The organism is Mycobacterium sp., assembly GCF_035274705.1.
Classification (GTDB): domain Bacteria; phylum Actinomycetota; class Actinomycetes; order Mycobacteriales; family Mycobacteriaceae; genus Mycobacterium.
This window is the reverse complement of sequence record NZ_DATENY010000013.1, coordinates 14,611-28,608: the sequence shown is the minus strand read 5'-3', so window position 1 is coordinate 28,608 and position 13,998 is coordinate 14,611. Positions and strand designations below refer to the sequence as shown.

Annotated in this window: 15 protein-coding genes; 9 read left to right on the top strand and 6 right to left on the bottom strand. The window is 66.1% G+C overall.

The window, feature by feature from the left end; translation table 11 throughout:
• Nucleotides 1-46: 46 nt before the first annotated feature.
• Together VJV41_RS02850 and VJV41_RS02845 are read left to right on the top strand one after the other, a co-directional pair.
• The gene (locus tag VJV41_RS02850; RefSeq protein WP_325330888.1) at nucleotides 47-658 is read left to right on the top strand and encodes a hypothetical protein; all 612 of its coding nucleotides are present in this window, start codon (nucleotides 47-49) and stop codon (nucleotides 656-658) included.
• A 39-nt stretch (nucleotides 659-697) separates the two neighbouring features.
• The gene (locus VJV41_RS02845; RefSeq protein WP_325330886.1) at nucleotides 698-1,105 is read left to right on the top strand and encodes a TIGR03668 family PPOX class F420-dependent oxidoreductase; all 408 of its coding nucleotides are present in this window, start codon (nucleotides 698-700) and stop codon (nucleotides 1,103-1,105) included.
• Nucleotides 1,106-1,107: 2 nt separating this feature from the next.
• Here VJV41_RS02845 and VJV41_RS02840 read toward each other — a convergent pair whose 3' ends face one another.
• Nucleotides 1,108-1,653: a DUF305 domain-containing protein gene (locus tag VJV41_RS02840; RefSeq protein ID WP_325330884.1), complete on the bottom strand. Its 546-nt coding sequence runs from the start codon at nucleotides 1,651-1,653 to the stop codon at nucleotides 1,108-1,110.
• Nucleotides 1,654-1,815: 162 nt separating this feature from the next.
• Here VJV41_RS02840 and VJV41_RS02835 point away from each other — a divergent pair, with 162 nt between their 5' ends.
• Nucleotides 1,816-3,978, top strand: a complete 2,163-nt coding sequence (locus tag VJV41_RS02835; RefSeq protein ID WP_325330882.1) for an elongation factor G-like protein EF-G2 — start codon at nucleotides 1,816-1,818, stop codon at nucleotides 3,976-3,978.
• Between the two features lie 68 nt (nucleotides 3,979-4,046).
• Nucleotides 4,047-4,667 (top strand): sigma-70 family RNA polymerase sigma factor, encoded by a 621-nt coding sequence (locus VJV41_RS02830; RefSeq protein WP_325330880.1) that lies wholly within the window; start codon nucleotides 4,047-4,049, stop codon nucleotides 4,665-4,667.
• Nucleotides 4,668-4,693: 26 nt separating this feature from the next.
• On the opposite strand, the gene VJV41_RS02825 is transcribed toward VJV41_RS02830, so the two are convergent.
• The 5 genes from VJV41_RS02825 to VJV41_RS02805 form a co-directional block, all read right to left on the bottom strand.
• Nucleotides 4,694-5,425, bottom strand: a complete 732-nt coding sequence (locus VJV41_RS02825; RefSeq protein WP_325330878.1) for a hypothetical protein — start codon at nucleotides 5,423-5,425, stop codon at nucleotides 4,694-4,696.
• On the bottom strand, nucleotides 5,422-6,627 hold the full coding sequence (locus VJV41_RS02820) for a zinc ribbon domain-containing protein (RefSeq protein ID WP_325330876.1): 1,206 nt from the start codon (nucleotides 6,625-6,627) through the stop codon (nucleotides 5,422-5,424). Before VJV41_RS02820 ends, VJV41_RS02825 begins: the two co-directional genes overlap by 4 nt.
• Entirely contained in the window at nucleotides 6,627-8,216 is a 1,590-nt protein-coding gene (locus tag VJV41_RS02815; protein WP_325331001.1) for a S53 family peptidase, read from the bottom strand. Before VJV41_RS02815 ends, VJV41_RS02820 begins: the two co-directional genes overlap by 1 nt.
• 28 nt (nucleotides 8,217-8,244) lie before the next feature.
• Entirely contained in the window at nucleotides 8,245-8,511 is a 267-nt protein-coding gene (locus VJV41_RS02810) for a hypothetical protein (protein ID WP_325330874.1), read from the bottom strand.
• Between the two features lie 292 nt (nucleotides 8,512-8,803).
• A complete protein-coding gene (locus VJV41_RS02805) occupies nucleotides 8,804-9,166 on the bottom strand; it encodes an STAS domain-containing protein (RefSeq protein ID WP_325330872.1) in 363 nt (120 codons plus the stop codon).
• A 172-nt stretch (nucleotides 9,167-9,338) separates the two neighbouring features.
• On the opposite strand from VJV41_RS02805, the gene VJV41_RS02800 reads away from it, so the two are divergent.
• From VJV41_RS02800 to VJV41_RS02780, 5 genes are read left to right on the top strand one after another with little or no spacing between them, the layout of a single operon-like run.
• Nucleotides 9,339-10,241 carry an STAS domain-containing protein gene (locus VJV41_RS02800; RefSeq protein WP_325330870.1) on the top strand — a complete coding sequence of 301 codons (903 nt, stop codon included), beginning with the start codon at nucleotides 9,339-9,341 and terminating at the stop codon, nucleotides 10,239-10,241.
• Nucleotides 10,242-10,263: 22 nt separating this feature from the next.
• Nucleotides 10,264-10,653: an STAS domain-containing protein gene (locus tag VJV41_RS02795; protein WP_325330868.1), complete on the top strand. Its 390-nt coding sequence runs from the start codon at nucleotides 10,264-10,266 to the stop codon at nucleotides 10,651-10,653.
• Nucleotides 10,643-11,053 (top strand): anti-sigma regulatory factor, encoded by a 411-nt coding sequence (locus VJV41_RS02790; protein WP_325330865.1) that lies wholly within the window; start codon nucleotides 10,643-10,645, stop codon nucleotides 11,051-11,053. The genes VJV41_RS02795 and VJV41_RS02790 overlap by 11 nt, the downstream gene beginning before the upstream one ends.
• Nucleotides 11,046-11,672, top strand: coding sequence for a SpoIIE family protein phosphatase (locus tag VJV41_RS02785; protein WP_325330863.1), 627 nt, complete (start codon nucleotides 11,046-11,048; stop codon nucleotides 11,670-11,672). The genes VJV41_RS02790 and VJV41_RS02785 overlap by 8 nt, the downstream gene beginning before the upstream one ends.
• A complete protein-coding gene (locus VJV41_RS02780) occupies nucleotides 11,669-13,879 on the top strand; it encodes a SpoIIE family protein phosphatase (RefSeq protein ID WP_325330861.1) in 2,211 nt (736 codons plus the stop codon). The genes VJV41_RS02785 and VJV41_RS02780 overlap by 4 nt, the downstream gene beginning before the upstream one ends.
• Nucleotides 13,880-13,998 lie beyond the last annotated feature (119 nt).

Genomic DNA, 13,998 nt, shown 5'->3' with positions numbered 1-13,998 from the left:
GCCGCTAGCCGCGCATTTGCCCTGGTACGGGCGATAGCATCTGTATGTGGCTGAACGCGAAGCCTCGGGGGACTTCGACTACCAACTCGACGATCCTGGGGGTGTCGACGGCCTGACCAGCCTCGATGGTGTGCCCGAGGCGGAGGAGTCAGGGGACTTCGACTACCTGTTCCACGATCCCGACGACGATCCGTGGGAGGACCCGCTCGGGGAGGATACCGACGGCCAGGACGGTGACGGCTACTTCGACGCGTTCAACGCAGGCACCTGGAGCTTCCAGCCGCCACCGACGCCCTGGTATCGAACCAAGCAGCCTGTCACCGTGATGACGGCCGCGGCGGCCGCCACGGCCGCGATCGTGGTGTCGGGTGTTCTGCTGGTGGTCCACGCGCCGAGCAACGCCGTCGACGAAACCACGTCGGTCACCCCGACCGTGCCGACGAGCGCCGCACCTGCTGAGTTGGCTACCAGCGCACCGGAATTGCCCCCACCGCCGCCACCACCGCCATCAGAGACCGCTTCACCGGTGAACCCTGCGCCGATCTACAACAGTCCGCGCGAGGAACCGCGGCAGACCAAGGCACCGGAGATCAACGTGACCAGGTCTCCGATGAGTGTCGCGCCGCAGCCGCGCACTCCCCCGGGCCAGCGGCACTGATTCGGGCACACTGTGGGCCGGCGGGAATAGTGTGGATTCATGGCCGAGTTCGATCCCGCGGCCATGTTCGCGGAATCCCCCGTGGCAATGCTGGCCACCGCCGGGCCCGACGGCGCACCGCATGTGGTTCCGGTGGTGTTCGCCGTTCACCACGACATGGTCTACACCGCCGTGGACGCCAAACGTAAGTCCACCCGACGACTGCGACGGTTGACCAACATAGAGGGCAACCCGCAGGTGAGTCTGCTCGTCGATCACTACGAGGACGACTGGACCCAGCTGTGGTGGGTGCGGGCCGACGGCGAAGCGGCGATCCACTACAGCGGCGACGAGATGGCCACCGGCTACGGTCTGCTACGCCACAAATACGTTCAGTACCAACGGATTGCACTCGACGGACCGGTCGTCACCGTCAACGTCAAGAAGTGGTCGTCGTGGCAGGCCTGACATCACTCCGTCGGGCCCAATAACGCGTTCATTCGGCCGATTTCGATCTGCTGCCAATCGACGATCGTCTTGGCCATCTTTACCGCCGTCGGATTCTCGCCGTTCGCGATCTCGGGTGCCGCCATCGTGATCGCGCCCTGATGGTGGCGGATCATCGAGTTCAGCCACAGCTCGTCGAACGCGTCGCCCTCCAGCGACTGCAGCTTGTTCATCGTGGCGGCGTCGACCATGCCGTCCATGCCCATACCGTCGTGGCCGACAGGCTCGCCCCACTGCTCGAGCAACTCGCCCAAGGTGTGGATCTCGGCTTGCTGGTCCGCGGAGATGTGCTTGGCCATGACGATCAGCTCACGGTTTGCGGTGTGCGACGGCACCATCGCGGACATGTCCACTGCTTGCTGGTGATGCGGAATCATGTTCTGCGCAAACATGACGTCTGCCGCGTTGTGCTCGGCTGAGTGCTCATCGTGGCCGGAGGACGAACCGGCGCACGCGCTCACGACAGCGGCGGTGACCAGAGCCGCAAGCACCGCGGAGATGCGCAGCATTCAACCACCATAGGGACTACCTGGCGGAGCGGAACTGACTGTCGCCCGCTGCGAAACTCATCGAATCCCTTGTGCTCGGTGTCGGTTCGGGGAATTGTGGATTAACAGCAGCAGAGTGGCTGCTGAGGCTCATTGTCGGCTCCGCCGACGGGAGGGAACGTCATGGCAGACAAGACGACAACTTCCCAGGGCGCCGGAGCCGCCCCCACCGCGGACAGTCCGGCCGCCATCCGCAACGTGGTGCTGGTGGGCCCATCGGGTGGCGGCAAGACCACACTCGTCGAGGCCCTCCTGGTCGCCTCCGGTGTCCTCACCAGACCCGGCTCCGTGGTCGACGGCACCACGGTCAGCGACTGCGATGAGGCGGAGATCGCGCAGCAGCGCTCGGTCGGCCTTGCGCTCGCACCGCTGCAGCACGACAGGATCAAGGTCAACCTGATCGACACACCCGGCTACGCCGACTTCGTCGGTGAGCTGCGGGCGGGACTGAGGGCCGCGGACTGCGCGCTGTTCGTGATCGCGGCCAACGAAGGCGTCGACGACCCGACCAAGTCACTGTGGATGGAGTGCAGCCAAGTCGGCATGCCTCGCGCGGTGGTGATCACCAAGCTCGACCACGCGCGCGCGAACTACGAGAGCGCGCTCGCCGCCGCGCAGCAGGCGTTCGGCGACAAGGTGCTGCCCCTGTATCTGGCCGCCGACTCGCCCTGCACCGGCCTGATCGGGCTGCTGTCGCAGACGCATTACGAATACGCCGACGGCAAGCACACGACGCACGCACCCGACGCGTCCTACTCCGATGCGATCGAGAGCCTGCGCGGCACCCTGATCGAGGGAATCATCGAGGAATCCGAGGACGAGACGCTGATGGAGCGCTACCTCGGCGGCGAGGAGATCGACCAGTCGGTGCTGATCGAAGACCTTGAGAAGGCGGTTGCCCGGGGGTCGTTCTTCCCGGTCATCCCGGTGTGCAGCACCACCGGCGTCGGGACCCTGGAGCTGTTGGAGATCATCACCAGCGGATTCCCTTCGCCCCCCGAGCACCGGTTGCCCGAGGTCTTCACGCCACAGGGCAAGGACCGTACCGGGGTGGCGTGCGATCCGAACGGGCCGCTGCTGGCCGAGGTCGTCAAGACGACATCGGATCCCTATGTCGGCAGGGTGAGCCTGGTCCGGGTGTTCTCCGGGACCATCAGGCCCGACGCGACGGTGCACGTGTCGGGCCATTTCTCTTCTTTTTTCGGTTCTTCCGGTCGTAACGGTTCCTCTACCAGCCACGCAGACCACGACGAGGACGAACGCATCGGCACGTTGTCCTTCCCGCTCGGCAAGCAGCAGCGTCCCGCGCCGTCGGTGGTGGCCGGCGACATCTGCGCGATCGGGCGGCTGTCGAAGGCCGAGACCGGAGACACGCTGTCGGACAAGTCCGAGCCGCTGGTACTCAAGCCGTGGACGATGCCCGAACCGCTTCTGCCTATCGCCGTGCAGCCGCGCGCCAAGACCGACGAGGACAAACTCTCGGTGGGCCTGCAGCGGCTCGCCGCCGAGGACCCAACGCTGCGCATCGAGCAGAACCCCGAAACACACCAGATCGTGTTGTGGTGCATGGGCGAGGCCCACTCACATGTCATCCTCGACGCGCTTGCCCGCCGGTTCGGCGTGGCGGTCGACACCGTCGAGCTGCGTGTGCCACTGCGAGAGACGTTCGGCGGCAAGGTAAAAGGCCACGGCCGCCACGTCAAACAGTCCGGCGGACACGGTCAGTACGCGGTGTGCGACATCGAGGTCGAGCCGCTGCCGGAAGGTTCCGGCTTTGAGTTCGTCGACAAGGTCGTCGGCGGCTCGGTGCCGCGACAGTTCATCCCGAGCGTGGAAAAGGGCGTCAGGGCGCAGATGGAGAAGGGGGTCGGCGCCGGATATCCGATGGTCGACATACGGGTCACCCTGTTCGACGGCAAGGCCCACAGCGTGGACTCGTCGGACTTCGCGTTCCAGATGGCGGGCGGGCTCGCGCTACGCGAGGCGGCGGCGGCCACCCGCGTCAACCTGCTGGAGCCGATCGACGAAGTCACGGTGGTAGTGCCCGACGACCTTGTCGGCGCGGTGATGAGTGATCTCGCCGGGCGCCGCGGCCGCGTGCTCGGCACCGACAAGGTCGGCGAGGACCGCTCGATGGTCAAGGCCGAGATTCCCCAAGTCGAGTTGACCCGCTACGCAATCGATTTGCGCTCGCTGTCACACGGCGCCGGATCGTTCACCCGCTCGTTCGCGCGGTATGAACCAATGCCGGAATCGGCCGCCTCGAAGGTGAAGGCTTCGGCCTGACCTCCCCCTCTGGGGGTTAACCGGTAATCACCGGTTCGGGTTTGCACGCCCCGCAATGGGGGTCAACCGTGCAGACACCGCGCCGCTCGGGCGGAAGGGTCTTCGGTGTGACGAACACCGAAGCAGAGCTGGTGGCCCGGTTCGAGCGCGAAGCGATCCCGATGCTTCACGGGTTCTACCGCCACGCAATCAAATTGACCCACGACCACGCCGAAGCCGAGGATCTGCTGCAGGAAACCGCGGCCAAGGCGTTCGCCAGTTTCGACGGCTTCCGCGACGGCACCAATCTCGGCGGGTGGCTGTACCGCATCATGCTCAACAGCCATATCAGCGCCTATCGGAAACAGCAGCGGCGTCCCGCGCAATGGCTCACCGACAGCATCACCGACGGGCAGCTGATGTCCGAGGCCCTTCATTCCTCGGCCGGCCTCCGCTCGGCCGAAGACCTTGCCTTAGACCATCTGGAAGACAGCGACATCAAGGCAGCGATGCAAGCACTGCCCGAAAGAATGCGCACCACCGTGTATCTCGCCGACGTTGAAGACCGTCGGCTCCAGGAGATCGCAGAGCTCACCGGCGTTCCCCTTGGCACGGTGATGTCGCGGCTGCACCGTGGACGGCGTCAGCTCCGGCGACTGCTCGCCGACGTCGCGGCCGAACGCGGATACCGGCTAGCCGACGTCGCGTAGAGGAATCGTTCGTCGAGAGACCGAGCTCAGCGCGGCGGGTCGCCACGCCAGCTGAAACTGTTGACGTATTTGCCCATGTCCAAAGCGATTTGGAGGTTGGCACCCGACGGCTTACCGCTGCCGAAATCCGGCCCGAACTGACGATACGGCCCTACGGCCGCGGCGACCAGTGCCAGGTCGTTCTTGACCGCCACCATCACGATCACACGCATCCGCATGTAGCTGCTGTTCGCACCTTGCGGCCAGCAGTCCGCGGCCTCGCCATAGCCGGGCTGATACCCGACCATGGTGTTGGGGATCTTGTAGGCCGTGCGTGCATCTGGAAACGTCTTGCTGACAAGGCTTTTGGCGATCTGCTCGGGCGACCGGTTGGCCGCGGGCTCGCTGAACAACTGCAGCGTGCCGCCATCGCCGGCCTGCAGATCCGCCGTGACCCCGTTCGGCTTGGTGGTGATCTTGTACGCCGACCCTTCCGCGGGATAGGACACCGAGAACGCACCGTCCGGCGCGGTGAATCGCGGATTCGTCTCGACCGGTTTCCCCATCGGCGGCCGTCCGCAGTCCGGCGGGCACGCATAGCGAATCGGCGGCTTGCTCATCAGCATCGTCACACCGACCAGCGCCGCAGCCACCACGGCGATGGCGCTGATCCATGTCACCACCAAGCGGGTGCGCGAGGTGCGCCGCATCGGCGGCGCGGCATACGTTCCGCCGGGCACCGCATACCCGGGAAAGTACGTGGATGTCGGCGTGCTCATGTCTGGCCGGCCTCCGGGTCGCCGCGCACGGGGCGCATCTCCCGTCTGGCCGTGCGCGACGAGCGTGACGACGCTCGCGTCGCCGCACCGCACGCCGGGCAGAACGCCATATCCGGAACGACGTGTCCGCAGTGCGGACACAGCAGCGGCTCGTCGGACTGTATCTCGTCATGCGCTTCGTGCAGCAGCGCCAAGTGAAGCCCGACGCGCAACAGAAGCAAAGCCACCGCCGCGACGGCCAAGTACAGCACCAGCATCAGGATCTGCGGGAAGTGGGAGACGTCGATCAGGCCGAGTGCCAGATACACCACCAGCACTGCCACCGCGAATCCCACAAGCGCCAGCCGCACCAGGCCCGCGCGCTGGTGTTCCTTGCTCGGTGGCCGGGTGAACCACAGTGCGGCACCGATCAATCCGCCCGCCGCAGCCGCCGTCAACGGCACTGCGACTCCACGGATGCCGGCCTCGACGATGAGGCTCGCCATCGGCCGCTTACTCACCAGCCCCGAACCGAACTGCGGGGCCAGCCGGGTCAGCGTCGCGGCCGCGGTGAACGTGAGCGCACCCAACGCGCCAATCATGAAGCCGTCCAACGCCTCCCGGGTAGGAGGTCGCAACAGCCTTACGACAACGGCGGGCATCAGCATCAGAATCACCCCACCCAACGGGATGCCGATGCCGTCGCGCAGCATGCGGGTCCCGACGATGCCTGCGCCCAGTGCGATGCCGTAGGACCGGGCGACCGCCGCGCCCGTCAGCAGCACCCACCCCACACCGAGGCCGATACCGAGCGCCGCGGTGATCGCCAAGGTGCGGACCGGAAGGTCGCTGAACGCATCGGATTCGCGAAGGTACAGCAGGAACAGCAGCGGAAAACCCAGTGCCGCAACGGAGACCAACGCCGCCGGCAGTCTCAGAAGGGCGAATGCGACCAACGCGACCAGCACCACCGCCAGCCCGATCCGGAACGCGCCCCGTGACCGTTGCGGCAGATGGGGAAACAGCGAACTGGCCAGCGACGGCAGCAGCAGGTGCTCACCGTGTGCGGCCCCGTAGTCGCGGATGCGCAGCCAGTCGGGCCCCTCCCCGCGTCGCGGCGTCAGATGGCAACCGCACAGCCCGCAGAACTCACCGGCGGGCACGTCGGTCTGACATATCCGGCACACCTCGGTGGGCACCTGGTCTTCATTCGGCTCAGTCATCAGCCCGCCTTCTGCACGACGAGCACATTGCGCACCAGGTTGTCGATATCGGGTGTGCCGAGCCCGGTGACCAAGTCGTAGCCCGGTCCGGCGGTGTTGACGGCGTTGCCGCCGAGGACCACATCGCGAAACCCGGGCAGCGGTGCCCCGGCGGCGATGCGGTAGAGCAACGGATTGAGATCGCCGAGTTCCTGCCCGCCGTTGGCCAGCAGATACTGATTCATCACCGCGGCCAGCCCCGCCCACAGCGGCGCGGACTGGGACGTGCCGCCCCCGACCACCTGCTGGCCGCTGAGCACGATCCGCACGCCGGTGAACGGATCAGCGACCGCGGCGACATCGGGCGTCAACCGGCGCGAGGTGTCCTGATCGGTGCGCACGCCGCGCTGCCACTCCGGCCGGTCGAACAGCGACGACACCCCGCCGCCCGTGCCCTGCGACAACGGCACGTCGAACCACGCCTGCTCGGCCAGCCATACACCGGCCCCATCGGTGGACAGCGTGGTGCCACCGACGTCAACTATTTCGGGCACCGACGCCACCGAGTCCAGCCCCACATCCGAAGCGCCCGGTGGGGACGACCAGTCCTCGCCGCCCTTGCACTCCAGACCGGCGAGGTCACCACTGGCGTTGAACGCCGTCGTGCCACGCGAATGCGCCGTCGCCAGTGCCGACCGCACCGGCGCCAGATCGGCCGCGGTGATCAGCTTGTCGCAGCCCCAGCCGATCGAGAAACTCCAGACCGCGCCGGGGAATTGGCGATCCGCGTCCTCCAGCATCTGGCCGATCTTCACGTAGCCGCCGCCGCCTTCCACGGTCGGACGGGCGTTGACGACGACCTTCTGCGCGTCGGGCGCGATGGCGTGGGCGACCTCGAGATCCATCGTGGTCTCGCCGCGCGGCTCACTTGGTTGTCCACCCACCAGAGTGGGCGTGAACTTCGGCAATCCGTATGTGGCAGAGAAGGTATCGAGGTCGCTCTGGTCGTAGCCGTCGAAAGCGAAGAACACGATCGTCGTGCCCTTGCCGGTGTAGCCGTCGGCGGCCAAGCGGTTCACGTTGTAGGTGTTGAGCAACGCGCTGGGCGTCAGTCCCTTATCGGGTACGTCCAGGGGCAGGATCGAGGGCCGCGACATGTGGTGTGGGGTATAGCCGAGGATCCGGCCCAGCTCGACGACCTCGCCGAGGAGCGACTCGGGGATCGACGGCTGCTGCGGCGACGCGTAGAACACCTGCCCGCGCTGACCCTTGTAGTCGTGCACCTCGACACCGAACGCATCCGCCATATTTTCCGCGGAGCCTTCGATGACCGCCCAGTCATGGCCCGGACGCCATCGCACCGACAGGCCGTGGCCGTCGGCCCACCCGACCAGAGCCGTCGGCTGAACAGCGTTTCGCAGCGCAACGGTCACCTGGGCGTTGTCGCTGTGCGACGGCCCCAGATCATCAGAGCTCGCAAGCAGGTACGCATACGGGCCCGCGATGGCACGGCCGCCGTCGTCGGACGGGCGCAGGTCGGAGACAAGCACCAACACCGCAGCCCCTACCAGCGCCACCACGCTGAGATACCGCGCAGTCACAGCCGCCAGGGTACGTCTAACCAGGGGCGACGCGGATTTAGTGATCGCCGGGGATGGCCGTCGGCGCCGGCGGCGCCTTCACCGGAGGCGTGAACAGGTTGCCGCCCGTGGGGTTGATCGACTTCTCCGTCGGCGCGACCGTCGGGGAAGACGGAGCGGTCGTCGTCGTGGTCGTCGTTGTCGTCGTGGTCTCGGGAGCCTTCTTCTCTTCCTTAGCGCAAGAGGCGGTTACACCGACCATCGCCACGATCGCCGCACCACCGACAACAGCGGCGATACGACGCGCCATAAGACCTGACTTCATGATGCAGTCCTCACAATCGGAGACCAATGCCAGCTGCATTTGAAGACATGTCTGGCGAACAAAACTCTAATCGAATGTCCTAACAAGCGCACAGCGTTTCCCCAGGGGCGAAACGGCCAGGGTTTAACTGCGCCTTCTCGGGCAACACCGGTCATATCGTCGTATCGCCGTACCCCCGTGGCGTTCCTCGCATTGCTGTGCGTGCTGTCCGCGCTGCAGTCATCCAACGTGCACTCGTGGATGGTGTCCTGACCGCCATCTGACTGATCCGACTGGCGGCCAACATGTTTCGCTATTGACGGCTTGCCCTCACGGCGCTCAACGCTTCCGCCCGTGTGGGGTACAGCTCGAAGATCTCGTCCAGACCGGTCAATTGGATCGGCCTGCTGGTAGCGGCCCCCTCGGCGACCACCGCGAATTGACCTGACGAGCTGAGTCGTTCCTGCGTCGTGACCAGCGTCTGGAGTCCGGCGGAGGCCAGGAATTCCACGGCGGACAGATCGATGATCAGCGCGGTTGGCTGCGTGGCAAGCGCTTCATCGATGCCCGCCGCGAGCGCGGGGACCGTGGCCAGATCGACCTCACCACTGACGCTCAGCACGGCGATACCGTCCTCATAGGCGACCGCCGTGGCGATCGCATCCATATCCGACAATCGCCATCCTTCATCCGGTGCCCCAACCCGTTTACGGTGGACCTGCGTCGAGCCTAACGTTCAATGGCGGCTGCAGATTGATAACTTCGGCGGTTGCCACGACGACGCTCAAGCTAATGTCTGCACGGAATGTGCGCGCTGTCATGGCGCGCGATTGGAGCCGGGAGGTCAAGTGTCCGAGTCGCCGACGGATTTCGGAAGTACCAGCACCGCCACACAGCCACCCGAACTCACCGGCGACAGCCTGCTGCCCCAGCTCGTGCAACACCTCCGGCAAAATCGCACCGTCCTGCGCGAGGAGTGGGCCCGACGGATCAACGAAGCCGAACTGCTGACGGCGATGTCGCCGCAGGAGCTGTTCTCCGAAGCAACCGCCGTGTACGACAACTACGTCGAGGTGCTGGAGACAGGTAGCGTCGAGGCGCTGCAGGCCTACGCGCGCGACCTGTCGGAACGCATCATTCCGCGGGGGGTGGAGACCGACGAGGTCATCGGGATCGTGTTGCTTCTGCGCGACGTGCTGGCGCGATCGTTGTTCGAGAAGTACCAGTCGGAGTTCGGTCTGCTCAATAGGGTGCTCGACGCCTACGAGCCTGCGGCCAACCGCATCGCCAACACCGTGGCCGTGTCCTTCGTACAGGAACGCGAGCGCGTCATTCGCCAGCAGCAAGAAGCCATCCGCGAACTGTCTACGCCAGTGCTGCAGGTGCGCGAACAGCTGCTGATTCTGCCGATCATCGGCGTGCTGGACAGCCAGCGCGCCCGGCAGGTCACCGAACAGCTGCTGCGGGCCATCCGCGCGAACCGCGCCAAAGTGGTGGTTATCGACATCACCGGTGTGCCGACCATCGACTCCACGGTGGCCAACCACCTCGTGCAGACGGTCGACGCATCGGGCCTGATGGGTGCAAGCGTCATCATCACCGGCCTCTCGTCGGACATCGCGTTGACCCTGGTGACGATCGGCCTTGACCTGTCGAAGATGAATGCCGTCGGCGACCTGCAGGGCGGTATCGAAGAGGCCGAACGTCTCCTTGGTTACGAAGTGACCCGCACCGGCGAACTAAACGGCTGACCACCGCTAACGCGGCCCACTCATGCCAGTACCCATCCTGAAACAGGGCACGATCCTCATCGCCTCGGTGCAGGCCGCGCTCACCGACTCCGACGCCGAACGGCTGCGCCACGATCTGATGGAGCGCGTCAGCCGCTACCGCGCCCACGGGATCATCGTGGACGTCACCGCGATCGACGTGATGGATTCGTTCGCCGCCCGCTCGATCCGCACGATCGCCCACATGACCCGGCTGCGTGGCGCGGACACTGTGATCGTTGGGCTGCAGCCGGAGGTGGCCTTCGCAATGGTCCAACTCGGGCTGATGTTCGACGACATGCACACGGCGCTGGATCTGGAAGAAGGCCTGGCACTGCTGAATCGGCAGCTCGAATCGAAGAAGCCTGCGAACGGACGCGATGGTGGCGGCTGACTTCGTGGTCGACGTCAACAATTCCGACGACATCGTCACCGCCCGCCAGGCTGGACACGAACTGGCCCGTCAGCTCGGCTTCTCACTGACCGACGTCACGATGATCGCCACCGCGATCTCCGAAATCGCCCGCAACATCACCAGTTACGCGGGCCAGGGCGAGGTTCGGGTAGGGGTCCAGTACCGCGACGGCCGACAGGCACTCGTTGTCCGTGCGGAGGATGACGGACCGGGGATCGCCGACGTCGAGCGCGCGCTCGAGGACGGCTATTCGACGGGACGCGGGCTTGGTCTCGGCCTGCCGGGTGCACGCCGCCTGATGGACCGGTTGATCGTGGAGTCGTCGCCCGGCAAGGGCACAGTCGTCGAGATGTGGAAGTGGATCCCGGCCGATGCGTAGAAAAGGCTGGATCGGATCGATCGAGTGGGCCGCGGCGCGCCGCCCGCTACCGGGCGAAGAGGTGTGCGGCGACTTTCCGATCGCCGTCGAAGTCAGCCGCACCGCCGCGCTGTTCGGTGTGGCGGACGGGCTGGGGCACGGCGCGGCCGCCGAGACCGCGGCGCTGCGGGCCGACGAGGTGATCAACCGCTCCCGCACCGAGCCCCTCGACGTGATGCTGCAGCGGTGCCATCGCGGCCTGGCCGACACGCGGGGAGCCGCAATCACGTTGGCCCGCATTGATTTGGAAACCGACACGCTCAGCTGGATCGGCATCGGCAATGTCACCGCCGACCTTGTCGCCAAGGGCCCGGGCGGTGTCCAAATCCGCGCGTCGGCACTTTTGTCCGGCGGCATCGTGGGCTATCGCATCCCCCACGCGCTGGCCACCCATCAAGTACCGATCGGCCCGGGCGACCTCCTCGTCATCGCCACCGACGGCATCCTCGAAGACCACGTCCAGGGCATCGACTTCGCCGCACCGGCGATGGCGATCGCCGAACACATCCTGGGCGCGTACAGCAGGGAATCCGATGACGCGCTGGTGCTCGCCGCGCGTCATCGCGGCGTCTCGTCATGACGGATGCCGCAGACTTCCATGTTCAGTACGCAGCCGCGCTGCGGGCTTACCTGACGACGCAGGGCGAGGACACGCTGTCCGTCGGCCATGAGCTAGGACGCCGGGCGCTGCAGGAGCGGATCAGCATGCTGGAGATCATCGAGAACCATTCCCGGATGGTCGACGACCCGAACGGCCGGCTCGATTCCGTGGCCGCCCTGCGGTTCCTGCTGCAAACGCTGGCCGCACTCGACGTTGCAACGCGTGGATTCCTCGACGGCACACGGCGATACGAACAACAGCGGGCCCGCGCCGATGTGCTCGCCGATCGCAACGAGTTCCGTACCGCGCTGGTCAATTCCCTACAGGAGGGCTTCTTCGTCGCCGACGGCAGCGGAGCGGTGGTTGAGATCAACGACGCGTTCGCCGACATCACCGGCTACGGTGCCGACGGCTTGCCCTATGCGTGGCCCCATCCGTGGATGGGTAACGACAACGACGCAAACGAGCGGCTGTCCCGGCTGCTGGCCCAGGGCAACCTCGACGCGGAGGCGCCGATCAGGCACCGCGACGGACACACCGTATGGGTGGCGATGAGTGTCAACGGCGTCAAGTCCCTTGGCGACGAGGACGCTTACGTGGGCACGGTTCGCGATATCACCGCCGCACGCGCCACGGCCGAACGAGAACGCGCGGTGGCCCACCTTGCGACCACGGTGAGCGTCGCCAGAAGTGTGGGAGAAGTGTTGTCCACCACGCTCGAGGAGTGCCGTGCCAGGCTGGGCGTGCAGCGGGTGCTGGCGGTCATGTGGCGGGCGGGCGACCACGACCCGGCCGTGCATATGGCAGGCAAAGCTATCCCATCCACGTGGCGTGACCTCGACCCGGTGATGCGCCGCACGCTCGAATATGCCCGCGACTGGCTTCCGCTGACCGTCGAACCGGTTGGATGGACCTCCGGCGCCGAGGCGGCAAACGGCTTGGTGGCCGTGCTGTCACGGGATGTCACGGTGTGGCTGGAATTCGGTGATCCGCGCCGGGTCAGCGTCGAGGACAAGCAACTCGTCGCTGCCCTTGCCGGGCATCTGAGCCTTGCAATCCAGCACGTGCGCCAGTTCGAGATCGCCCGCGATACCTCTCTGACGTTGCAGCGATCCATGCTGGGACCGATGGAACTGCCGGCGGGTTTCGCCGTGCGCTATGAACCCGCCGTACCGCCGTTGGAGATCGGCGGCGACTGGTATGACGCCGTGCCCGTCGGCGATCACCGCATCGGCGTCATCGTCGGCGATTGCGTCGGCCGCGGGCTGTCGGCCGCGGCGGTGATGGGTCAGCTGCGCAGCTCGGCGCGCGCGCTGTTGCTCACCGGCGCATCACCAGCCCGGTTGCTCGAACAACTCGACTCCGTTGCGGCATTCATTCCAGATGCGTTCTGCACCACTGTTTTCGCCGCCGTCCTCGACACCCAATCCGGAATCTTGGTCTACAGCAGCGCCGGTCACGTACCCGCCGTGGTGGTCGCGCCGGCCAACGCCCCTGTCTTGTTGACCGACGCCCGCTCCGTGCCGCTGGCCGTGCACAGGACCGAATCGCGTCCGCAGGTGACCCAGGAGTTGGTGCCGGGCGCGACGCTGCTGGCGTACACCGACGGACTGGTCGAGCGGCGCGGCCAAGCGATCGACGAGCAGATCGACCGCTTGACGAAGGTCCTCGTCGACACCCTCGATCTAGGAGTCGGCGACGTGGCAGACGTCGTCCTCGACAGGCTGGCCCCTGCCGACGGTTACGAAGACGACGTAGCGATCGTGCTCTACCGCCGACCGCAGAACACGCTGCTGATCGAAAACAACGCTACCGCCGATCAATTGGGCGAGGTCCGCCATCGGCTTGCGGCATGGCTGCACGCCGCGCAGGTGCCAGAGCCGCTGGCCGCCGACATCGTCCTGGCCGTCAACGAGGCGTGCACCAACAGCGCGGAGCACGCCTATCGAGGAGGCAGCCACAGGAAGATGCGGGTCGACGCCGAAGTCGACGGCAGCTATATACATGTGCGGGTCGCCGATACCGGTTCATGGAAGACGCCTGCCGCCAACCCCCTCACGCGGGGCCGCGGACTGCCGCTGATCCGCGCGTTGAGCGAGCGGGTCGAGGTCGATGGCACCCCAGCCGGCACGACAATCGACATGAGCTTTCGACTGCCGCACACCGCTTCGCCGAAGGACCGGTGAGGGCGCGCCGATGCGGATTGCCCGGGTGTGGCACGCGGCGGACGTTCACGTGGTAAGACAACAAACGGCAATTTGCGACTGTCGAGCAGAGGCAGGCGATGCGGGGCATTTCGCGTACG

What these genes read in the sequence shown, in the direction of transcription:
- VJV41_RS02785 (WP_325330863.1), top strand. Translation starts at nt 11,046, where the DNA reads ATGCGTAGAAAAGGCTGGATCGGATCGATCGAGTGGGCCGCGGCGCGC.
- VJV41_RS02780 (WP_325330861.1), top strand. Translation starts at nt 11,669, where the DNA reads ATGACGGATGCCGCAGACTTCCATGTTCAGTACGCAGCCGCGCTGCGG.
- VJV41_RS02845 (WP_325330886.1), top strand. Translation starts at nt 698, where the DNA reads ATGGCCGAGTTCGATCCCGCGGCCATGTTCGCGGAATCCCCCGTGGCA.
- VJV41_RS02795 (WP_325330868.1), top strand. Translation starts at nt 10,264, where the DNA reads ATGCCAGTACCCATCCTGAAACAGGGCACGATCCTCATCGCCTCGGTG.
- VJV41_RS02835 (WP_325330882.1), top strand. Translation starts at nt 1,816, where the DNA reads ATGGCAGACAAGACGACAACTTCCCAGGGCGCCGGAGCCGCCCCCACC.
- VJV41_RS02840 (WP_325330884.1), bottom strand. Translation starts at nt 1,653, where the DNA reads ATGCTGCGCATCTCCGCGGTGCTTGCGGCTCTGGTCACCGCCGCTGTC.
- VJV41_RS02820 (WP_325330876.1), bottom strand. Translation starts at nt 6,627, where the DNA reads ATGACTGAGCCGAATGAAGACCAGGTGCCCACCGAGGTGTGCCGGATA.
- VJV41_RS02825 (WP_325330878.1), bottom strand. Translation starts at nt 5,425, where the DNA reads ATGAGCACGCCGACATCCACGTACTTTCCCGGGTATGCGGTGCCCGGC.
- VJV41_RS02810 (WP_325330874.1), bottom strand. Translation starts at nt 8,511, where the DNA reads ATGAAGTCAGGTCTTATGGCGCGTCGTATCGCCGCTGTTGTCGGTGGT.